Source organism: Mesorhizobium sp. BHbdii (assembly GCF_053848045.1).
In genome coordinates this window covers 320,676-341,562 of record NZ_JBSPKX010000004.1, presented here as the reverse complement: position 1 = coordinate 341,562, position 20,887 = coordinate 320,676, and the positions used below count along the sequence as shown (strand labels likewise).

Below are 20,887 nucleotides of genomic sequence, written 5' to 3'. Positions count from 1 at the left end.
TCGGGCGGCATTTTCACGAAAATCCGACCCGGCAATCCCGTCAAAGCGCCGTCTTATGCCGCTAACTCGAAACCGACGGCTTTTATTCTATCCGGCGCTCAGAAATAGCGCCGCGATCGGCTTTCGGTGAGTTCGCGAACCGCTTCGCGGAATTCGCGCAGGCTGGCTCGGATTTCTTCGATGGAGGCTTGCTGTTCGGCGGCTTTCGAAGCCTGATTTGCGTCGTCCGACGAGGCTCGGGGATAGGCGGACTGCTGCTGCGGATAAGGCCCGGCATGGGGCGTCATCATGGCCGGCGGATAGGGATAGCCGGCCGGCGGCGGCTGCATCTGCCAGGGATAGCCCATCGGCGGTTGCGCATACGCCTGCATAGGCAGGGCCGGGTACATCGCTTGCTGCTTGACCGGATCCCGCTTTGCGCCTCCGGCGACTGCGGATGCGCCATTGGCCGGTGAGTCACTGGAACGCGAGGCTTCGCTGCGCGCCTTGCGCGGCACGATCCTGCTCACCGCCGACAGCAGCGCATTAATCGGACCTGAATGCCTGGTGGCCTCGACTGGCGGAACGGGCGGCGGCGACGCCTGGTATGCCTTGTCTTCAAAACGGTGCTCGTCCGTCCGGCGGCGCGGCCGCGAATTGGCGGTATCGCGCAGGCTCGCATAGGCGCCGCGCATGGCGCCAAGGCCGACACCAGAGGCGAGGCCCGCCAGCAGGCCGGCAAGCACCGTCACGGCGCGCGACGGTCCGTTCGGCTCGAGCGGGGCGAAGGCCCTGGAGATCACGTTGATGTTGGCGGTGTTGATGTCCTTCTGCTCGCCGGTTTCCTTGGCGCGCAGAAGGTATTGTTCATAGACGGAGCGTTTGGCGGCGGCCTCGCGCTCCAGTTCGCGCAACGTGACCAGATCGCTGTTGACGTCGCCGCTGCGGACCTTCAACTGCGCCAGCCGGGAGGCCAGATCCTGTTCGAGCTGCACGGCGCGCCTGAGGTCGACCTGCAGCGACGAGCCGATGCGACGCAGTTCCCCGGCGATACGCTCGCGCGAACCGGCAAGCTGGGCATTGAGCGCCTGGAGCTCGGGATGGCGCGGCCCAAACCGGATCGCGGCGCGGTCGGCCTCCTGCTTGAGCGTCGCATATTGCGAGCGCAATTCGCTCATGGTGTTGGAGTTGATCTCCTCCGGCAAGGTGCCGCTCAGAACCGAATTCACGTCGATCGAGCGCGCCGACGCCGCGCGGGCGTTGAGTTCCAGCGTGCGCGCGCGGGCGATGGCAAGCTGCTGGTTGAGCTTGAGCATCTCGTCGTCGCTGATCAGATGGCCTTGCGCGTCGACGAGGTCGTGCGCGGCCCTGAAATCCTCGACCTTGCGCTCGGCCACTTCCACGCCCTTGCGCAGTTCGTCGAGCCTGCCCGTCAGTTCGTTGGTCGCGCGGCCAGCGGTGTCCGACTGGATCTGACCGAAGGTCTGCAGGAAGACGTCCGTCATCGTATTGGCGATGAGAGCCGACTTCTCGCCATTTTGCGTGGTGGCGCTGACGGAGATGACGAAGGTCTTGCCGCCGCGCTCGACCGAAAGGCTCTCCGCCAGATTGGCGACGGCCAGCGCGCGGCGGCGGCTCTCATCGGCACCCGGCCCGTCATTGCGCGACAGGATCGATCGGATGAGCGTCATCACGCCCAGGCCCTCGGAACCTTGCCCGTTGAACTCCGGATCGCTGACGAGGTTGAGCTTGTCCACGACCTTGTTGAGAACGGTACCGGAGGTGAGCACGCGAACCTGGTTTTCGACGATGGCCAGCGTGGCGTCGGACGCTACCACCGATTGGGTGAGGTCGCGGTCAGTGAGTTTCAGGTCGCGCGGGTCGACGATCAGCTCTGCGGTGGCTTCGTATTTCTTCGGCGTCGACAGCGCGATCGCGACGCCAAGCGTGGCGCCCAGTATCGTCATGGCGACGATCAGCAGCTTCGACCTGGCGATGCCGCGGACGACCTGCATCGGATCGATCAACGGCTTCCATCCGTCGTCGTCCTCACGGAAAGACCGCTGCTCGTCACCGGCGTATCTCGGCTCAAATGCGGCGTATCGAGGCTCGACCGCGGCGTATCGCGGATCGAACGCGGCGGACCGAGAATCGAACGCGGCATATCGAGGATCGAACGCGGCATATCGAGGATCGGCATCGGAACGGCGGTCCTCGGAAATACCGGGAGAAACCGGCTCCTCCCGCGGCCTGGCTTCCGCACGGTCCGCTTCAACGGCCTCGTCCGCCTCTGGCGATATCCGGGCGGCCGAAGCGGATGCATCCTCGGCTTGAAACTGGCTTGTTTCATCGTTTGCCGAGAATTCCGGAATTACCGGGCGTTCCGGAATCGCCGAGGGCTCCGGGGTTGCCGAGAGTTCCGGATGCGCTCGCCCCTCGCGGCGCAGGCGCGCGAGACGATGGCGCGTCGCGGCATCTTCGCGCCATGACGGGTCTGCCCGATCCCCGATCGAAACCAGCGATGGCTCAGCTTCTTCTTCGCCGCGCATCGCCCGGCCGAGCGCCAGCAAGGACCGCTCGCGCCTCCAATCTTCACGGTTTTGCCTGTCGACCATTATCGTGGAGCTTGCCCTTGGCGGCTTGGACGCGCGCGGTCAGCCATTCGTTAAGCCACGCTAAACAAGCATAGGAAACAAAAGGTTAATTTCCCTGCCTTGAAGACGAGGTTTCCCTCTTCGGTTGTGTCTTTCTTGAACGCGACGAAAGCGTTCCGAACCGCGCGTTAAACTTTCCAGCCTATGCTGTCTCCGACACATGACTCAGGCTGGTGACATCCCGCAAAGGCGGCCCCTCGCCCGGATCGGCGCTTTCGTGGCCGAGCGACGGGGGCTGGTTCGCGACTATCTTTCGGCGATCAGCGGCGCGGGCGGGCGGCTGGTGTTTTCGCTGGCCTATTTCATCTCGCTGGCCAACACGCTGTCCATCGCCGAGTTCGGCATGTTCGCCACCGCTTCGGCGGCCGGCGTGATGCTGTCACGCATCCTGGCCTTCGGTTTCATCTCGGCGCTTTACCGAACTGCCACCATCCGCCCCAATCTGATCGGCACCTTCACGGCCGGCTTCCTGCTGCTTGGCGTGATATCGCTGCCGTTGCTGGCTGCCGCCTCTTACAGCGTCTACCTGGTCTTCTTTGCCAGCACCGTGCCGCTATCGGTCTTTGCGGCGGTCGTGTTTGCCGAGGCGCTGTTGTGGCGGCCGGTCGAGGTCGCGCTGATCGTCAACAACGGTCTCGGCAAGTTCGGCCGCGCCGCCTTGCTGACGATCCTGGCGACGGCCTTGCGGGCGCTCGGCGCCGTGCTGTTCATGTTCGCGCCGCAGCCGACCATAGATGTCTGGTCCTGGTATTATATCGGCGCCAACGCCGCCTCGCTGCTGCTCGCCTTCGCATTTTTCTATCCGCGCCAGAGGCTGCGGCTGCGGCTGGCGCTCTATATCAGGCGGCTCGCCGATTCCATCTACGTGGCCGGCGCAGAGGTGCTGTTCTACCTGCAGATGGAATTCGACAAGCTCCTGGTGCTGGCGATAGGCGGGCCGCACCTGGCCGGTATTTATTCGATCATCATGCGGCTGGTCGACCTGACGGCGATCCCGATCCGCACCTTTTCGATGATGCTGGTACAGCGCATGATGCGGGCGCCGGAACTCCTGTCGCGCCTTTCGGTCAAGAGCGGCATAGAAGGCGGCGTGTTCCTGGTCTCGACGCTGGCGCTGGCGGCGCTTGCCATCGTGCTGCATTTCTTCCCCAACGCGCTGGGCAAGAATGTCGCGGAGGCCGCCCCTCTGGTGGCGCTGGCGATCTGTGTGCCTGGGTTGCGCAATCTGGTCGAATACCAGGCCGAGCTCCTGTTCGCGCGCGGCCAGACACTGGTGCGGGCGATCAACCTGGCCCTGCTTGCCGGGCTGAAGGCGGTCCTGCTGACCTATGTGCTGACCACGATCCTGGACACGCCGGATCTGGTGCTGTCGCTCAATGTCGTCTTCCTGCTGCTCTATCTCGCCTCGACGCTGCTCACCTATTCGGCGATGCGCAAGCCGGCCAAGCCGGTCTAGGATCAAACTCAGATGGCTGCCGCCATGCCGAGACGGGGTGGAAAGTTGCCTTCTCGACATGCAAGATCGCTGCATGACCGAGTTATCTTTCCGGCACCTGAACCCTGACTGGAACGCCGAGCCTAATGCTCCCCAACGTAGAGCTGACCGTCGACGGCGACACAGTCCAGCTTTCCTTTCTTTTGAACCCATGGGCTTACGACGCCAGAGGGGGAGAGATAGCAACGCTTCGCTTCGTTGGCTGTAGTCGTTGGCGATGGGACGCCACAAACGATCACGCGTGGTTTGCAGGTGAAGGCCGTTACAGCAATCAGGCTCCAAAATGGGGGGAGTTCTACGAGGTGACCGGCGACAGCCTGGCAATCAACGACCTTGATTGGGAGGTTCTATCGCCGGACAGTCCGAATTCACGGCATTTCTTGTTCTATTTTCGAGACGACGCCATCGAAGTTATGGCCCGAGATTGGTCGCTCACTCGAAAAATGCCGGATCTAGGATAAGGGTAGGAAGTCCGTTGGGAAGGTGCTGAGGCGGCTTTGCGCCATTTCCTGATCCGTGGGACGCTGCCCTCGCTGATCGGGAATCACTTTACCAAATCATCGCGCTCCACACAGGCTGGGCCCATAGCTCACTCCCTCTTGCGTCTTTCGAAGGCCGGAAGGGAAGATGGCGCAAATGATTGGAGCCCTTTAAAAAGCCTTTATACTGACTGCCCTGCTTCCTTTAGCAGAAGCGCTATCTCCTCAGCCCAGTGAGGACTGCGGAGTCTCAGCGGCGCCATGGCGTCACCTGACGGAGTATCCATGTCGCGCATCTGCTCGACGCATGATCGGGCTTCCGGCAAGCGCCCGAGCGAAACATAGCAGCAGGCAAGCGTTTCGCGGATGGGCCGCCAGGAAGGGCGAACCTTCCGGGCCTTGATTCCCGCCGCAAGCGCCTCATTTGCTCGGCCATTGAACAGGTAAGCGAGTGCCAGCAGATTAAGCCAGACGAAGTTCTGCGGATCGTAGGGGTTTAACATCAAGCCGCGTTCGAGCGGTGCTATCGCCTCGAATGCGCTCCCACGGAAGAGCTGCCCCATCCCCAGGACAAGGTGGCCAAGGGCGAAGCTCGGGCTGATCTCGACCGCCCTCTCTGCGGCGAGAACGGCCTGTTCGGGCGCGTTGGCGTACGCGCTGCAGATGGCCAACGCATAATGCGAATAGGGATTCTTCTCATCGAGCCGGACCGCCACCAAGGCGGCGGCCAGACCTTCCCTGATGTCCTCCGACGGTCTGTCGCTCCAACCATAGGCGACGATGCCGGCGCTCACACGGCCGAGCCAGAGATGGGCCTCCGCAAGGTCGGGGTCGAGCCTGCACGCCTCGCGGAACAGCTCCCGCGCTCTCAGATGCGTTTTCTGGCCGACGTGGTGGAAATGCCAGGTACCTTGCCGCACCACGTCCCAGGCAGTCACATTACCGGAGTGGCGGGCACCGGCCGGAAGCGACTCCGTCTTGAGCAGTTCGGGCTCGATCGCGCCGGTGATCCGTTCGGCAATGGCATCCTGAACGGCAAATGCCTCCGCCAGTTCCATCTCGTATCGTTCGGCCCAGATCTGGCTGGCGGAAGCCGCATCGACCAGTTGCACCGACACCCGGACGTGCGAGCCGGATCGGCGCACGCTTCCTTCGAGCACGTAACGGACGCCGAGCTCGCCGGCGACCTGTTTGGAGCCGAGGCACTTGTCCTTGTAGACGAAACTGGAATTGCGCCCGATCACCCGAAACCACCGGAACCGCGTCAGCGCGGTGATGACGTCCTCGGTGATGCCGTCGGCAAGGTACGCCTGTTCCTTGTCGTCGCTTACATTGGCAAATGGCAGGACCGCAATGGACGGTCTTTCGGGAAAGGCGGCCGGCTGCTGGAGGGCGGAAGGGTTGCTGCCGGCCGCGGCGTCCAGCACGCGCACGTGGCCGGCAAAACGATACCCAGTGCGGGAGACTGTGACGATCCACTCGCTGCCGTCCGGTTGTGGCCCGAGGAGCTTGCGCAGTGCTGCAATCTGCACCGACAGGTTGCTCTCCTCGACAATGGTATCGGGCCAGGCCGCCTCGATGAGCGCCGCCTTGCTCAAGACTTGCCCTGCTGCCTGCACCAAGGCGTGAAGCAGCAAGAAGCCCTTGTGACCGATCGCGACAGGCTTTCCCTCGCGCATGAGCGTGCCGTACTGCATGTCAAGCAAGAACGGGCCGAACGCGAAGCGGCGCGATGTTACGCCGCCTTCACCGGATTCGGAAGAATTCGGAACTTTTCGCCTCCCCTTTAAGGACTTTGGCCGGTCGTCTCGTCATCCTCTTGGCCATGTTGATCGAGACTAGCACAATGGAGGCCCCCATGACGATGTCGATACAGCGGACGGCAGCAGGTACGACCGCGGCCGCCGGCACCAAAGCTATGGTTGTCAAGGGTGGTGCGGCCTATCGGGCCGCCCAGGGATCGGACTATCTGCCGGGAATAAGCTCGGAGACGGTTGGAGCAATGGCTTTGTGGTTGGGTATTGTCACGCTCCCGCCCGGGCAGCGCACCAAGGCCCATGTCCATGAGCGCCATGAGTCGGCCTTCTACATGTTGAGCGGAGACGAGTTGGAGATACGGAGCGGGGACGAACTCCAGTATCGGGATGTCGTGCATGCCGGCGATTACCTTTACATCCCAGCCAACGTGCTGCACGTCGCTGTCAATCGAGGCAGGAGGCCGGCTGTCTTCATCGGCGCGCGCAACGAGCCGACCGCACAGGAAAGTGTCGTGCTGTACCCCGAGATGGATGATCGCGCGCCGTAGCCGCGGTCAGAACGCCGAACGCCTGGGAAAGCCTGCCATGACAATCCGATGCCTCCGCCGTCGGTAAGGCGGAGCTGCCCGGAATGGGCAGGCGCGGAGAAAAAGGACTGAAAGAGATGAGCAACTTGGATGTGGCGGAGGCCTCCGTTCCGGAGCGCACCCAGCACCAAAGCTGGCGCGGCCTGCAGGCGTCGTTTCCTGTCATGCTCGGCTTCATCCCATTCGCGCTGGTCCTCGGTTCGCAAGCAGCTCAAAAAGGATTCACTGCGCTCGAAGTGCCTCTTATGACGGGCCTCAACTTCGGCGGCGGTTCGGAGTTCGCCGCGGTCGAATTGTGGACGTCACCACCCCATGTGCTGTTGATCATCGCGATCACCTTCCTGGTGAACAGCCGTCATCTTCTCATGGGGGCGGCGCTAGCTCCTTTGATCCGGCATCTGCCCAAGCGCAAGGCATTCCTGGTCCTGTTCTTCATGTGCGACGAGAGCTGGGCCATGGGGCTCGCCGATGCGCGAAAGTCGGGCACGAGCTTGAGCCGTGGATATTATTTCGGCGTTTCACTTGGCCTTTACCTGACGTGGGTTGCTTTCACGACAGTGGGCGCGCTTGTCGGCCCCGTGCTGGGCGACGTCACCCGCTACGGGTTCGACATGGCATTTCCCGCCGTGTTCCTCGTCATGCTTGCGGGCATGTGGAAGGGCGTTTCGGCGGCCTTGCCGTGGCTTGTCAGTTTGCTCGTCGCAGCAGCGACGTATCTTGTCGTGCCGGGCGCCTGGTATGTGCCGGCCGGCGCGCTGTCGGGTGTCGTGGCCGCATTCTTCTGGGCGAGGTCGTCATGATCGACCCGATGTATCTCCTTGCCATCCTGCTGATGGCATCTGTCACCTATCTGACGCGAATCGGCGGTTACGTCTTCCTGCGCAACCGGACCCTTGGTCCGCGGACCAGAATGGTCATGGAAAGCGCGCCAGGCTGCGTTCTGATAACGGTCATTGCCCCCGATTTCGTGACAGGTCATCCCGCGGATATAATCGCGCTTGCGGTCACCATGGTCGCAGCCACAAGGATGTCCATCCTTCCCACCGTCATCATCGCAATTCTATCGGCGGGCAGTCTGCGGAGCTTCCTCGGTTAGAGGGCTTTATAAGCGAGCTTCGCTTCGGGATTTTCTGAGCCGCCGCCCTTGATCCATTAGAGAACACTATCGGTCAAACCCGGTGGTTCAGAGCGATCGGGTTTGACCCTAGGGCTAATCGAGCCCGATCAGGCGACGGATGCGGCCGATATCGGTGCCGATGAAGGACTGCATGCCGATGGCCACCTGTTCCGGCGCCATGGCGGCGACGAAGCGGCGGAACTCGTCATCCGACAGCGCTTCGCCCGTCCAGTGGACGCGGCAGAACTCCTCCGAGCCGTGAAAATGGCCGGCACCGTCGAGCACGTCGTCGACATAGCGGCCGTAGATCATGCATTCGGAGAATTTGCGCGCCGCGCCGACGACTTCGACCCAGCGGCGCGCGTGGACCTTCTCGATTCGCGAGCACATCGCCGTCACGGTTTCGCGGCGCCAGGCAATCAGCGTCGAAATGTAATCGTGGGTGGAAACCTCTGATGGTTCGATGCCGAGCGCCGAGCCGGCATTGCGCGACCAGATGCGATGTTCCTCATGGCCTTCACCGGACAGCACGCCGTCGCGGCGGAACAGCCGCACCTTGCCATCGCGCCAGAAGGCGCTGCAGTCGAAAGGCTTGAGGAAGGCCACGTCGGAATCGCAGAAGACCAGCACGTCTTCGCCGGCGTGCGCTGATATCGCGATGCGGCGAAGCTGCTGCACATGCCAGCCGCGCAGCGGCATGGTCTTCAGACTGAGCCAGATGCGCCGGCGAAACAGGCTGATCGGATCGTCGAAGGCGTGCAGCCAGCGCGGCAACAGGTCCCGCTCGTCGACGACCGTGCGGCGGCTGTTCTCCAGCTGACGAAACAGTGCCACGTCGCGATGCTCGACAAGCAGATAGTGGTGCGCCACGCCGGAAACGCAGCGGTCGAGGGTGTCGCACAGCAGGCGGCAACGCTCCAAATCCGGCGCATAGCTTGCCGTCACGATCGCCGCCGTCGGCGTCTGGCGAAGGACATCGGTCTCAGGGCTCGGCACGAACCGGCTGTTCAACGGCTTGCTCCGGGGCCTGCTCCAGGGCGAGTTCTGGCAAGCGCGGGGTGGCCCAAAAATTTCTGGCCGATGACGCGCCACAGAAACACCGGATTGCCGACCACATAGCGGCGCCAGAGACGGCCCGGTTCGATCCACAACCGAAACAGCCATTCGAGCCTGAGCCGGCGCATCCACAGCGGCGCCCGCGGCACCGTGCCGCTCATGAAGTCGAGCAGCGCGCCGACGGCGATCGGCAACGTGCAGTGGCGCGCGTCGATATGGCGCGCGATCCACAATTCCTGGCGCGGCACGCCCATGGCGACAAGCAGCACGTCCGGTCTCAATCTGGCGATGCGATCGACGATCGCCGGCTCCTCGGCGGAAGAGAAATAACCGTCATGGATGACCACGAATCGGTGCTGCAACGCGAGCGCCGCCAGCTTCTTCGACGCCGCTTCGGCGTTGACCTGCGTCGCGCCGAGCAGCCCCACGGTCAGCGGCCTGCTGGACGCCTGCAGAAAGGCAGGGATGAAATCGGTGCCGTTGAGATTGTCCGGAAACGACGCCCCGTAAAGCAGTTTCGCCGCCAGATCGACGCCGACGCCGTCCGGCAGGATGAGAAAATCGTCGAGCGCCTCGGCAACGACCGGGTCCGTATAGGCGACATTGGCGTTGTGAGCGTTGAGAAAGGTGACCTTGGTGAAGCGCCGCTCAGCAATCAACCGTGTCAGCAGGACGACCGCGTCGTCCCAGCGGATGGCAAGGACCGAGATGCCCAGGATCGATTTCAAAGTGTCGACCCCGAAAGCGGCGCGGGCGGTGTGCATATTCACGCAAACACCTCCTGGCTGACGGGCCCGAGCTTTTCCAGGCCGAGCCTGATTGCGGCATCAAGCGCCTTCACCTGCCGGCGGTGGAAACCGCTGCCGTCGACGTCCCTGACATCGGCCACTGCTGATTCCAGGGCGCCGGCGAAGGCGACCGGATCATCGGTCACCACGCAATTGACCGGGCGATGGTCGATGCCGCGCAACGAATGGCTGGTGGCGACGGAAGGCAGGCCGAGTTCGAAGGTTTCGACGGTCTTGAGCTGCACGCCGCTGCCGGAGGTGCTGATCAGCGGGATGACGGCGGCACCCCGCACGAAAGCCTGCGCGTCCGTCACGCGCCCGACGAACTCGACGCCGGGATGCGCGGACGTGAGGCCCGATGGCACGCCGCCGGCAATCCTGACCCGGAAATCGGGCCTGAGATGCGGCACCACTTTTTTCAGGAACCAATCGAGGCCGATGCGGTTCGGCTGCCAGGTCCAGGTACCGATCAGCGCCGCATCGCAATCGATACGGCGCGGTTCGTTTTGCACGGGCGCTTCGGCGCAAGTGACCAGCGGCAGCGCCGCCGAACGGTCATCGGAGGCGACGCCGAGTGCTGAGCGATCTTCCTCGGCCAGCGTGAGGACGAAGCGTGCCCGGCTGCAGAAGCGTTCTTCCATGGCCTTGAGCAGCCTGGCCTCACGGCGAAACAACAAGCGCTGCAAAAGGCCGCCCGCGGCAGCGGCGTTCTCCTGCGCCGAACGATGCTCGACATTGTGGGCGACGAAGATCGACGGCCGGTCGGCGAACAGCCTTTCGAAGGCGCCGGCGAACTGCACGGAATTCAAGACATAGCCGTCGAAAGGGCCAGCGCGTTCGACGGCGGCGCGGACCTCGCTGTCGGTGACCGCGCGCAGCTTGACCGACGCGAAAGTGAGGCCGGAGAGCATCGCCTTTGCAACCCAGGCGAGCTTTTGCAGCGATGACGCGCTTTCGGTGCGCACATCGACGGCACCGAGCACGATGGCGTTTTGCGGATCGCTCGCAGGCTTGCCCGGCCAGGTGAAGCCGATCACTGTGACGCGCACACCGGCCCGCCGCAACGCGGCGATGATCGCGGCATTGGCGATCTCATAACCCGAGGCAAGAGCCCCGTCGGGCACGATCGATGTGGCGAACAGCAGATGCATCTCACCTATCCAGTGCTGACCCAGCTAGCAAAGCGCGGTGAAGCGTTGATTAAGTGAAGGTATTTGGTGGCTCGGCGTTGCGGATTTGCAGGCTCGTCCGCGAAAGGTGATTAACGAAACGTTATCGTCGCGATGCTATCGAGAACCAAACTCACCATCCCGGGCTGAACACATGATCCCATTGCCATCGGACGATTCGGTATCGATCGCAGGGCGCTCTCCGGGACTTGTCACGACGGCCGTCGAGGCGGTCGTGACGCTGCCGACATTCAAAAGGCCCGAGCAGCTGCTGGCGACGCTGGCGTCGCTCAAGGCCCAGGACACCGGCAGACGGTTCGCAATCATCGTCATTGAGAACGAGGCCGAGGCGCGCGCCGGCGCCAAAGCGGCGCTGCCGCTGTTCGAGCGCGGCGAGATATCAGGCATGGTCATCATTGCACATGAGCGCGGCAATTGCAGCGCCTATAATGCCGGCTGGCAGATGGCGATCCTGCATTTTCCAAATTTCAGGCACTTGCTGGTCATCGACGATGACGAGATCGCCGATCCACAATGGCTCGAGCGCATGTGCAAGGCGGCCGAGACGCTCCGTGCCGACATCGTCGGCGGCCCGCAAAGGCCTGTGTTTGCCGACGCGGCCCATGCCAGATGGGCCGAGCATCCGGTCTTTGCGCCACCCTACCGGGAGACCGGGCGTGTGCCCGCGCTCTATTCCTCCGGCAATCTGCTGGTTGGGCGTTACGTGCTGACCGCCATGGGGCCGCCCTTCCTCGACCTGAAATTCAACTTTATGGGCGGCGGCGATTCCGATTTCCTGAGCCGGGCCGCACAGAGAGGCTTTGTGCTTGGCTGGTGCGCCGAGGCGCAAGTGCGCGAAAGCGTCCCGGCCCGGCGCGTCGAAGCCGACTGGATCCGTGCCCGCAGCCTGCGCAACGGTGTCATCTCGACACTGGTCGAGAAGAAGAAACGGGCCGGCACGCCGTTCGCCGGCACCAAGGTTTTCTTGAAGAGCCTGGCGCTGCTTGCCGCCTCGCCATTTCGCGGCGCGGCCAGGCTGGCGCGGACGGGGTCATTGGCGACGGCCTTATACCCCATCCATGTAGCTGTCGGCCGCGTGCTTGCCGAATTCGGATACGCCAATGAGCAATACCGGCAGCCTGAGAAGAACTGAACGCGCGCCGCTCAGCGCGGCGTTCACACGCGACGGCGTCGCGACCGCGATCGCGGCGCTGCTGTTCACCGTCATCCTGGTGTCGTTCCGTCCCTTCCAGCCGGCCGGCGCCGAAATGACCGGCGACGGCGGCGACATCGTCAACCAGCTCGGCTTCGGCTCGCTCGGCGCCATCTCGATCTTCTCACTGCTGGCTTTCGCCGACCCGCGCGTGGTACGCTCGCTGCTCAGCCCGTCCTGGCTGCTGATGCTGGGCTTCTTCGTGCTGTCGGTGGTGATGGCAACGGACCCGCCGTCGGCCATGCGCGCCGCTTCCTTCACGCTGATCGGCATCTTGACGATCGCGACAATCCTGGCGCTTCCGCGCGACGCCGAGGCTTTCTCGAAAGTCATCATCTTCACCATCGTCGTCGTCATCGGCCTGTCCTATATCGGGCTCATCGTCTTTCCGCACGAGGCGCTGCACACCACCGATTCGCTGGAGCCGGAACATGCCGGCCTGTGGCGCGGCGTGTTCACCCACAAGAACATCGCCGGTCCTGTCATGGCCTGCTTCAGCTTCGCCGGGCTGTACCTCTACCGGCGCGGACAGCGGCTCTGGGGCGCGTCAATCTTTTGCGCGGCGATGATCTTCATGCTGCACACCGGTTCCAAGACGACGGCCGGATTGGTGCCGTTTTCGATCCTGATCGTCGTGCTGCCGAGCCTGATCGGCATGCGGCTCGGGACGCCGATCCTGTTCGCGCTGGCCATCATCGCCGCGGCGATCGGCACGCTGGGCATCGTCTTCCTGCCGCCGGTGAAGCATCTGGCGGCACTCTATTTCCCCGACCTGACCTACACCGGACGCACGACGCTGTGGGAGTTCGCCGGCGAGATGCTGGCGAAGCGGCCGTGGACCGGCTACGGCTTCGAGAGCTTCTGGGGCACGCCGCTGCTCTTGAACCAGGACCAGCCCTTCGACCGGGCCTGGGACATCAGAACCATCGTGCACGGCCATAACGGCTATCTCGACATCGCCGTGCTGATGGGCATCCCGGCGCTCTGCGTGGCAGTCTACACATTCCTGATCGCGCCGCTGCGCGATTACTTGCGCATCCCCTTGCGCAAGGAAAACATCTATCTCGGCGACTTCTTCATGATGGTGGTGCTGTTCGCCGCGCTGAACGCCTTCCTCGAAAGCTTCTTCTTCCGTCGCGCCGACCCGGTCTGGCTGTTCTTCGTGTTCGGCATGTTCGGCCTCAGGCAGGTGTCGCTGCGGCCGATGGCGGTTCGTGGTCCGTGCTGATCCTCCGTCCCAACAGGGCTTCCCCGCCCCGCCACGAACGTCTATGGGAAGCCATCTTTTTGTTTGAGCATCGGATTTCCCCAAAACCGGTACCCACTTTTGCGTCCGATCCTCTAGCGGAGGTTTTCTATGACGATCAGGCTTGTTCTCGCCGGTTGCGGCAATATGGGCTACGCCATGCTCTCGGGCTGGCTGAAATCGGGCAAGCTCCCCCCGGCGGCGGTCTTCGTGGTCGAGCCGAATGCCGATCTGCGCAAGCGTGCCGAAGCGCTCGGCTGCAGTGCTGCCGCGGAGGCCGGCGGTATTCCGGCGGACGCGGTGCCGGCCCTCGTGGTCATTGCGGTGAAGCCGCAAGTGATCCGCGACGTGACCGCCGCGTACAAGCGCTTCAATGATGGCCGCACGACCTTCCTCAGCATCGCCGCCGGAACGCCGCTCGCCACGTTCGAGGCCATCTGGGGCAATCGCGCGCCGATCGTGCGCTGCATGCCCAACACCCCGGCGGCCATTGGCAAGGGCATGATGGTGGTGTTTTCCAACCGACTGGTTTCCAACGACACCAAGCGTTTCGTTGCCGATCTGCTTTCGGCGAGCGGCGAAGTGACTGATATCGACGACGAAGGCCTGATGGACGCGGTGACGGCGGTGTCAGGGTCTGGCCCCGCCTATGTCTTCCATTTCATCGAAGCGCTGACTGTGGCTGCCGAGAAGGCTGGCCTGCCAACAAAGACCGCCCGGCTGCTCGCCATGCAGACGGTCTATGGCGCCGCCTCGCTCGCCGCCGAAAGCGGCGAGCCGCCGGGCGTGCTGCGTCAGCAGGTGACCAGCCCCAACGGCACCACGGCCGCCGCACTTGCCGTGCTGATGGGCGGGGACCGGCTGATCCATCTGCTCACCGAAGCGGTGGAAGCAGCGCGGCTGCGGTCGATCGAGTTGGGGAAGTAATGGCGGACTGCGGATTACGCGAGATCGGTATGCGAAAAGTCGTTCCCTGGTCGCTCGGTTAGAACCGCGACGACGCAGAGAGTCGGCTAAATCAGGGATGTCCCCACAACTCGTCGATATCATCCTTGTTCACAGGCCGGCCGTCCTTGCCCTCTCCGGCTATGAGATCGTGGGCAATGGCTGCGAGTCGTTCGGCCAGAGGAATGCGGCCACTTTCCCGCTTCAATTCGGATTCAGGCACCTCGATCACTTCCCAAATCTCCGTACAGCATCTCGTCCTGCAGCCGGCGCAAGGCGAAAAGCCTGGTCGTCGGGTCGGGTGCGGCATTGTCTGATGTCAGCAGCTCGCCCTTCCTGACCGGTCTCAGCACCTTGCCGCTTTCGAGCAGGCCGACTGGCACGGCGCGGTTGGCGCGAGCCTCTTCGACAGTCATGGTCCAGGAGCGGTAGCAGGTCTCGCCGATCGCATCGAAAATCTCGCCGGCGGCGAGATCGCGCTTGGCCACGGCGCAGACCTCGGCGACGGGCCTCGGCAGCGGCACCATGTCCGGCTTGCCATAGAGCGCGATACGCGCGGCGGTCAACGGCACTTCCAGCGAGGTCAGATGATACGGCCGGAAGAAGCTGTAATAGGGGCCGTGGCCGATATGCAGGTCGTTCATGCGCTCGATGATGCGCGGATGCGTCGCCTCGACGATGACGAAGACGCCGGGCGCCACGCCCTTGCCGATGGTGTAGTCGACGACGCCCTTCCGCGACAGGATGCCGCCATCGGCGCGCGGGATGAGCACCTTGGCCAATTCATCGCGATTGGCCTTGGGGCCGTGCATGCCGGCAATGTCGGGCACCAGCCCGGTGGCGTTGGCGATGGCACACATCTCGACCATGGTCTTCGAGCCGTCGACGAACTCGACCAGCATGCGCGGGTTCATGTTGCGACGCAGCGCTTCCGCGCGATAGTCGTCGGGCACGGCGTCGTGATTGAGCGGGTTGTTCTTGCCTTTGCCGGCCGAGACGATGGTATAGCCGAGCGCAGAGGCGAACTCGATCAGCTCCATGCAGCTCGACGGCTCGTCGCCGGCACCGACCGAATAGACAACGCCAAGCCGGTCGGCCTGCTGTTTCAGATAACAGCCGATGGTGACGTCGGCTTCGACATTCATCATCACCAGATGCTTGCCGTGCTCCATCGCCATCAGGTCGAAATCGGCGGCGACGCCGGGCTTGCCGGTGGCGTCGATAATGACGTCAATGAGCGGATTGGTGACCAGCATCTCGTTCGACGTGATGGCTATTTTTCCGCTCTCGATCGCCTCGCTGACCTTCGACGGCGTATCGGCCTCCCGTGCCATCGCCTCGTCGCCATAGGCGATGCGGACGGCATCACGCGCCGTGTGGGGGCGGCGGGTCGAGACGGCGCACACCGAAATGCCCGGCATCAGCATGCCTTGCGTCACCAGGTCGGTGCCCATCTCGCCGGAGCCGATGACGCCGATGCGCACCGGACGGCCTTCCGCGGCGCGCTTGGCGAGATCGCTGGCAAGCCCGGTCAGGGCGACATTGGTCATGCGCAAGTCCACTGCTTTTGATTTGAAGGGGGAAATAGCAGGGAATGGTGACCTTTTGCCAACGAAACCGGCCGCCGTCGGCAATTTCTTGTGGCTGGCTTTCGCACTGCGAGCGGATAATCTTCCGCCCAGATAGTGTCTAGCGATGAAGAGACCATCCTATCGGGGGCGGCGCGTGCCGATGGGATTTTCAGGGGAGGTTGAAGTGACAAACGAGTTCACACCGAAATTCGATCTGGCTGACAAGGTGGTGCTGGTCACCGGCGCGTCGCGCGGCATCGGGCGCGCTTGCGCGCTCGCCTGCGCCGGCTCCGGCGCCGACATGATCGTTGGCGTGCGCAGCGCTGCCGACGGCGCGGATATCACTGCCGAGATCCAGCGCATCGGCCGGCGCGCGCTGGCGGTACAGATGGACCTCACCGATCTGACGACGGTGCGAAAAGCTGTCGCCGACGCCCACGCCGCCTTCGGTCGCATCGACGTGCTGGTCAACAATGTCGGGCTTGGGCCGGAAAACCTCGCGGAGAACGTGACCGAAGCGGATTTTGACCTCACCGTGAACGTCAACCTCAAGGGGACCTTCTTCACCACCCAGGCGGTCGGACGGCTGATGATCGCGGCAAAATCCGGGCGCATCATCAATATCAGCTCGCAAGCCGGCACGGTGACGCTGAAGGGCGAAGCGATCTACTGCATGTCCAAGGCGGCGATAAACCACCTCACCCGTTGCCTCGCGGCCGAATGGGCGCATCACAAGATCACCGTCAACAGCGTCGCGCCGACCTTCATCTGGACCGACGGAACACGGCCCTCGCTCGCCGATCCGGACTTTCATGCCCATGTGCTCGGGCACATCCCGCTCGGCCGCATCGGCGACCCGATCGATGTCGCGGGAACCGTGGTGTTCCTCGCCTCGCCGGCAGCGTCGATGATTACCGGCGCGAATATACTGGTGGATGGCGGCTGGTCGGTGGCGTGAGAGAATGGGTCGTCTCCGCACTGGCCCCGACTAGCTCGCCACAGTCATGCCGTCAGAGCGCCGGCAAGCGGCCAGGCATTACGGAACGGCAACTTGACAATGGCCCAGTCTTTCAAATTGAGTGAAATCACGATCAATAGAGAGTCGGCACAAGACAGATGGGCGAGACAGATATGGCGTGGAGCGAAAGAAAGACCGGTTACGGCAAAGGCCACTATTTCAACCAAATGGGCCTTGCCCTGCTGGTGCTCGTCTTTCTCATCGCCCTGCCGCTCGCTTTCTTTCCCGAAGACATACGGAAGTTTTACCTCAGCGAAGGCGGTCCAATTGAAGTCTTCTCGGTCGCAGGCTACCTGATCGTCGTGGCAACGCTTGTCCGGGAAATGTCCTATCGAGACCTGCTCAAGCGGTGGTACCTTGTCGCCATCCTGATCGCGATGTGCCTGCGCGAGCTGGACTTTCATGCGCATTTCACCACCCACAACATCACCAAGACCAGCCTCTATATCTCGCCTGACGTTCAGCTGTTGGAAAAGCTAATCGGCGCGACGGTCGTTATTGCCCTCGGCATTGCCTTTTATTTGCTCCTGAAGAACGGCTTCCGTAGCTTTGTGCACGGGCTTCGCCACGGCGAGGCGACTGCCGTGGCCATTGCCGCAGCTGTCGGCTGCGCCGTCCTTTCCAAGGTCATCGACGGGGCGCCATCAAATCTCACATTTCTCGGCATCCACCTCACCCGGATCTATACCTCCACAGTGTTCGAGGAAATCCTCGAATTGGGGATTCCGATCTTCCTTGCCATCGCGGCGTTCTCGGCCTTCCCGACGCAGGATGGTCTCACAAAGAGGGCCTCGGGACAGATCACGCCAAACAACCCAAGGCCCGTCACCTAGTTCCTCTGCACAGAGGGTTGGTTCTTAGACTGAGCCTGAAGCGACTGTAGACGTTCGCTGCCGATCGGCCTTCAGCTGCAAGTCTCCAGCGTCTGCGATTAGCCACAGGCCACCACGGCCTCGTCATCCCAGGGTCTGTGCCGCGTCGCTTCGCTCCTTGCTCCGCTCTGGGATGACGAAGTGGAGGGGAGGCTTCGGCTAATCTCGCAGGTTTGCGACCTGCCACACTCTGGTCCGCTGCCGTGTTGCCTCTACTTGCTTGAGAGCAGGTGAGGCAAAACATGTGGAATGTGGCGAAAGAGGGCTGGACACTCGTTAAGGAGAGCATCCTCGGCTTCATCAATGACAATGCCCTGAGCCACGGGGCAGCGATGGCGTTTTATGCCACGACCTCGCTTGCTCCGATCCTACTCATCGTTGTCGCCATCGCTGGCATGGCCTTCGGAAACGATGCGGCACAATTGGCGCTTTCGGCCCAGTTGTCGGGGCTGATGGGTCCGCAGAGCGCCGAGCTTCTGCAAGCGACAATCGAGAACGCGTCACACAAAGAGGCGGGAACTCTTGCCAGCATTTTGGGGCTCGTCACGCTGTTGGTTACCGCATCCGGCGTATTCGGCGAAATGCAGGTCGCCCTGAACGAGATCTGGAAAGTCAAACCGGCTGGCACGTCGATTTCACGGCTCGTGCGGGCACGCGCTGCCAGCCTCGGTCTCGTCGCGGCACTTGGATTTCTGCTGCTGGTGTCCCTGGTCGTAAGCGCTGCAATTTCGGCGCTTGGAGATATCATCAACGCATATCTGCCCTTTGGCACCCTTATCCTGAGCGCAATCAACGAGATCGTCTCGTTTGCCCTGATCGCGCTGTTGTTCGCGGCAATCTACAAGGTCCTGCCCGACCGTGCCCTGCAATGGCGCGACGTTGGCGTCGGCGCCATAGTAACGGCGTTCCTCTTCACCATCGGCAAATCGCTGATCGGCTGGTATATCGGAACTAGCGCCGTCGCATCGTCATACGGCGCAGCCGGTGCGCTGCTCGTCGTGCTGCTGTGGGTCTTTTACTCGTCCGAGATCTTTCTGTTGGGCGCCGAATTTACACGAGCCTACTCGGTTCGATACGGCAGCCGATCCGATCTGGAGGCGACCATTGAAGCAAGTAAATCGCGAACAGATGCCGGCGACGCCGGCCAGGATCGAAAAGTCTGAGAACGAAGTCCTCGGCGGGATTGTTTTCGGCTGTCTCCTTACCACGGCTTTAAGCCATTTCTGGCATCAACACCAGCGCTGAGACGTCCGGCGCGGCGGCCCGAGGCGAGCATGGTCTTGGGGACGTCCGGGCGAAGCGACGTGCGAAGTTCCTTCGCCGCGGCCACCAGCTTGGCGCGGTTGCTTCCATATCTCTTGATCAACTGATGGACTTGCGCAGGGGTGATGCCGTTTTGCCGGGCAAAATACCTTACTACATAATCCTCGCTGCCGGAGATCCGATCCCGGTGGCGGGGATAGAGCTTCGCCGCGTCGGCTGTCATGCTTACTCTCCTTTGGTCACGTTTGCGCACGATGTATGATTGGCCAACGCAAAACCGGCGAATTCGTTGCCGCATGCGACACCAGCGCGCTTCGCTTTTTCGCCGCAGGCCCGAACGCCCGGCCAAAGCAACCCGACCGGCGCGCTTTTGAGCCATATGCAGATTTTTCGAGACTCAGCCCTCTGGCACGCGCATGATATGGGCAGGGAGGAAAAGCCATGCGCGAATTGCCAAAGAGCATTGACGCCGACGTTGTAATCGAAATCAGCAGGTTGCTCGACGACCGTGCGAAGTCGGCACCAGTGCCAGTCCACAAGCTTGCCTCGATGATCTCGAATAGTATCGAGACCGATCTGCCGACAGCTTCCATCGAAGAGTTGATCGTTGAAATGGCCATGACCCGCCAGCTTCCAATGCTGTTCGATCTACCGGGGGCGGATGCAGACAACGTCATATCGATCGCCTTGGCGCGCGCCAGCTGATCCGGCTGAGGGACCTTTCCGTCGAGTGTGATTTCAGACGCGGATCGTCTTATCCTGCTCCAATCCGCGCCACTGGCTCCGGCCGGCGGCTTTTTGCTGCGTCGCCAAGGGTAATCGTCATGGGCAATAATCGTCACGGACGATGCGCTGTTTGGGAACATGTGGTGTCCAGTTGCATTTCCTCTACACAACAAAGGAGGAATTCATGAACTGGGATCAAATCAAGGGAAAATGGATGCAGTTCAAAGGCCAGGCCAAGGAGCAATGGGGTGACCTTACCGACGATGACCTTGATCGCATCGAGGGCAACCGTGACCAACTCGCAGGACGCATTCAGGAGCGGTATGGAATCGCCAAGGAAGAGGCAGAGCGCCAGATAGACGACTGGTCCAGAAGCCTCACCTGAGCGTCCAGCATCGAGGCTGCACCCTCGATCGGCGCAGCTTCGACAATCCTAGAGCGGGTTGGGTTCGAATTGAACTGGGCATTTCGCTATATCTATTTGTTTAGCCGCATCTCTGCGACGCCATTGATTCCACTTGGCTGCAAATGCTCCAAGCCCGCCGCTCCGAAATGAGCGGCGGGCGACTAAATGCGACGGTGGCGGGTTGCTCTGCACCAGCCGTCGCTCCAGGATCTTCGGAACGAGAGCTAGCGCGCCGATTGTCTCTTGGCCTGTGCGGCGACGGCCGCGAGGAAAGCCGTTGCGGCAGTATCGCACGCCGCTCGGGACGGGCTATAGGCGAAAAGGATCAGTTCGGCAGCCCTTATCGTAAGGCCATGCTTTTTAGCGAAAGCAGCTATTTCGTAAGGCTTGTCGTGGTCTATGGCCGGACCGTAGTCTTCGTTCATTGCTTCCTCCCGTTTGCGACGTTCCTCGCCTTGGCCCCTCCGGGCGCAATGATTAACTTACGGGGCGTTGAGAGAGTCTACCAATTGGAGATTGCAAAAGGCCTACGGTGGACGACCGCCT

The 20,887-nt window shown here is 62.4% G+C and carries 22 protein-coding genes; 13 read left to right on the top strand and 9 right to left on the bottom strand.

Annotated elements, in window-relative coordinates; all coding sequences use genetic code 11:
- Window positions 1–98 precede the first annotated feature (98 nt).
- Entirely contained in the window at window positions 99–2,594 is a 2,496-nt protein-coding gene (locus ACWTU8_RS22300; RefSeq protein WP_455849860.1) for a GumC family protein, read from the bottom strand.
- A 199-nt stretch (window positions 2,595–2,793) separates the two neighbouring features.
- Between ACWTU8_RS22300 and ACWTU8_RS22295 the strand changes: the two genes are divergently transcribed.
- Window positions 2,794–4,089 (top strand): lipopolysaccharide biosynthesis protein, encoded by a 1,296-nt coding sequence (locus ACWTU8_RS22295; RefSeq protein ID WP_455849859.1) that lies wholly within the window; start codon window positions 2,794–2,796, stop codon window positions 4,087–4,089.
- Window positions 4,090–4,214: 125 nt separating this feature from the next.
- Entirely contained in the window at window positions 4,215–4,589 is a 375-nt protein-coding gene (locus tag ACWTU8_RS22290) for a hypothetical protein (protein WP_455849858.1), read from the top strand.
- Between the two features lie 200 nt (window positions 4,590–4,789).
- On the opposite strand, the gene ACWTU8_RS22285 is transcribed toward ACWTU8_RS22290, so the two are convergent.
- Complete coding sequence (locus ACWTU8_RS22285; RefSeq protein ID WP_455850024.1) at window positions 4,790–6,304, bottom strand: winged helix-turn-helix domain-containing tetratricopeptide repeat protein; 1,515 nt, start codon at window positions 6,302–6,304, stop codon at window positions 4,790–4,792.
- Between the two features lie 161 nt (window positions 6,305–6,465).
- Here ACWTU8_RS22285 and ACWTU8_RS22280 point away from each other — a divergent pair, with 161 nt between their 5' ends.
- The 3 genes from ACWTU8_RS22280 to ACWTU8_RS22270 all read left to right on the top strand — a co-directional run bounded on the left by ACWTU8_RS22280 (window position 6,466) and on the right by ACWTU8_RS22270 (window position 8,047).
- Window positions 6,466–6,912, top strand: coding sequence for a cupin domain-containing protein (locus ACWTU8_RS22280; protein ID WP_455849857.1), 447 nt, complete (start codon window positions 6,466–6,468; stop codon window positions 6,910–6,912).
- Window positions 6,913–7,037: 125 nt separating this feature from the next.
- A complete protein-coding gene (locus tag ACWTU8_RS22275) occupies window positions 7,038–7,751 on the top strand; it encodes an AzlC family ABC transporter permease (RefSeq protein WP_455850023.1) in 714 nt (237 codons plus the stop codon).
- Window positions 7,748–8,047, top strand: coding sequence for an AzlD family protein (locus ACWTU8_RS22270; RefSeq protein WP_455849856.1), 300 nt, complete (start codon window positions 7,748–7,750; stop codon window positions 8,045–8,047). The genes ACWTU8_RS22275 and ACWTU8_RS22270 overlap by 4 nt, the downstream gene beginning before the upstream one ends.
- A gap of 114 nt (window positions 8,048–8,161) precedes the next feature.
- Here the strand turns inward: ACWTU8_RS22270 and ACWTU8_RS22265 are convergent, their stop codons facing one another.
- The 3 genes from ACWTU8_RS22265 to ACWTU8_RS22255 are packed head-to-tail and all read right to left on the bottom strand — an operon-like array spanning window position 8,162 to window position 11,063.
- Window positions 8,162–9,079 carry a DUF6492 family protein gene (locus ACWTU8_RS22265; RefSeq protein ID WP_455849855.1) on the bottom strand — a complete coding sequence of 306 codons (918 nt, stop codon included), beginning with the start codon at window positions 9,077–9,079 and terminating at the stop codon, window positions 8,162–8,164.
- Window positions 9,076–9,894, bottom strand: a complete 819-nt coding sequence (locus ACWTU8_RS22260) for a WecB/TagA/CpsF family glycosyltransferase (protein WP_455838454.1) — start codon at window positions 9,892–9,894, stop codon at window positions 9,076–9,078. The genes ACWTU8_RS22265 and ACWTU8_RS22260 overlap by 4 nt, the downstream gene beginning before the upstream one ends.
- The gene (locus ACWTU8_RS22255) at window positions 9,891–11,063 is read right to left on the bottom strand and encodes a glycosyltransferase (protein WP_455849854.1); all 1,173 of its coding nucleotides are present in this window, start codon (window positions 11,061–11,063) and stop codon (window positions 9,891–9,893) included. The genes ACWTU8_RS22260 and ACWTU8_RS22255 overlap by 4 nt, the downstream gene beginning before the upstream one ends.
- Before the next feature lie 172 nt (window positions 11,064–11,235).
- Here ACWTU8_RS22255 and ACWTU8_RS22250 point away from each other — a divergent pair, with 172 nt between their 5' ends.
- The 3 genes from ACWTU8_RS22250 to proC all read left to right on the top strand — a co-directional run bounded on the left by ACWTU8_RS22250 (window position 11,236) and on the right by proC (window position 14,467).
- Window positions 11,236–12,234, top strand: coding sequence for a glycosyltransferase family 2 protein (locus ACWTU8_RS22250; protein ID WP_455849853.1), 999 nt, complete (start codon window positions 11,236–11,238; stop codon window positions 12,232–12,234).
- Window positions 12,203–13,522, top strand: coding sequence for an O-antigen ligase family protein (locus ACWTU8_RS22245; RefSeq protein WP_455849852.1), 1,320 nt, complete (start codon window positions 12,203–12,205; stop codon window positions 13,520–13,522). Before ACWTU8_RS22250 ends, ACWTU8_RS22245 begins: the two co-directional genes overlap by 32 nt.
- Window positions 13,523–13,651: 129 nt before the next feature.
- The gene (gene proC / locus ACWTU8_RS22240) at window positions 13,652–14,467 is read left to right on the top strand and encodes a pyrroline-5-carboxylate reductase (protein ID WP_455849851.1); all 816 of its coding nucleotides are present in this window, start codon (window positions 13,652–13,654) and stop codon (window positions 14,465–14,467) included.
- Window positions 14,468–14,558: 91 nt separating this feature from the next.
- Here proC and ACWTU8_RS22235 read toward each other — a convergent pair whose 3' ends face one another.
- The gene (locus ACWTU8_RS22235) at window positions 14,559–14,717 is read right to left on the bottom strand and encodes a hypothetical protein (protein WP_455838449.1); all 159 of its coding nucleotides are present in this window, start codon (window positions 14,715–14,717) and stop codon (window positions 14,559–14,561) included.
- The gene (locus tag ACWTU8_RS22230) at window positions 14,701–16,035 is read right to left on the bottom strand and encodes an NAD(P)H-dependent oxidoreductase (protein WP_455849850.1); all 1,335 of its coding nucleotides are present in this window, start codon (window positions 16,033–16,035) and stop codon (window positions 14,701–14,703) included. Before ACWTU8_RS22230 ends, ACWTU8_RS22235 begins: the two co-directional genes overlap by 17 nt.
- 205 nt (window positions 16,036–16,240) lie before the next feature.
- Here ACWTU8_RS22230 and ACWTU8_RS22225 point away from each other — a divergent pair, with 205 nt between their 5' ends.
- The 3 genes from ACWTU8_RS22225 (at window position 16,241) to ACWTU8_RS22215 (ending at window position 19,109) form a co-directional block, all read left to right on the top strand.
- Window positions 16,241–17,014, top strand: a complete 774-nt coding sequence (locus ACWTU8_RS22225) for an SDR family NAD(P)-dependent oxidoreductase (RefSeq protein WP_455849849.1) — start codon at window positions 16,241–16,243, stop codon at window positions 17,012–17,014.
- 158 nt (window positions 17,015–17,172) lie between these two features.
- The gene (locus ACWTU8_RS22220) at window positions 17,173–17,907 is read left to right on the top strand and encodes a hypothetical protein (protein WP_455849848.1); all 735 of its coding nucleotides are present in this window, start codon (window positions 17,173–17,175) and stop codon (window positions 17,905–17,907) included.
- Window positions 17,908–18,188: 281 nt separating this feature from the next.
- Window positions 18,189–19,109, top strand: coding sequence for a YihY/virulence factor BrkB family protein (locus ACWTU8_RS22215; protein ID WP_455849847.1), 921 nt, complete (start codon window positions 18,189–18,191; stop codon window positions 19,107–19,109).
- 38 nt (window positions 19,110–19,147) lie between these two features.
- Here ACWTU8_RS22215 and ACWTU8_RS22210 read toward each other — a convergent pair whose 3' ends face one another.
- Window positions 19,148–19,432 carry a DUF3606 domain-containing protein gene (locus tag ACWTU8_RS22210; RefSeq protein WP_455849846.1) on the bottom strand — a complete coding sequence of 95 codons (285 nt, stop codon included), beginning with the start codon at window positions 19,430–19,432 and terminating at the stop codon, window positions 19,148–19,150.
- Between the two features lie 218 nt (window positions 19,433–19,650).
- On the opposite strand from ACWTU8_RS22210, the gene ACWTU8_RS22205 reads away from it, so the two are divergent.
- Entirely contained in the window at window positions 19,651–19,914 is a 264-nt protein-coding gene (locus ACWTU8_RS22205) for a hypothetical protein (protein ID WP_455849845.1), read from the top strand.
- A gap of 205 nt (window positions 19,915–20,119) precedes the next feature.
- Complete coding sequence (locus tag ACWTU8_RS22200; RefSeq protein ID WP_095519089.1) at window positions 20,120–20,320, top strand: CsbD family protein; 201 nt, start codon at window positions 20,120–20,122, stop codon at window positions 20,318–20,320.
- 245 nt (window positions 20,321–20,565) lie between these two features.
- Here ACWTU8_RS22200 and ACWTU8_RS22195 read toward each other — a convergent pair whose 3' ends face one another.
- Window positions 20,566–20,766 carry a hypothetical protein gene (locus ACWTU8_RS22195; RefSeq protein ID WP_455849844.1) on the bottom strand — a complete coding sequence of 67 codons (201 nt, stop codon included), beginning with the start codon at window positions 20,764–20,766 and terminating at the stop codon, window positions 20,566–20,568.
- Window positions 20,767–20,887 lie beyond the last annotated feature (121 nt).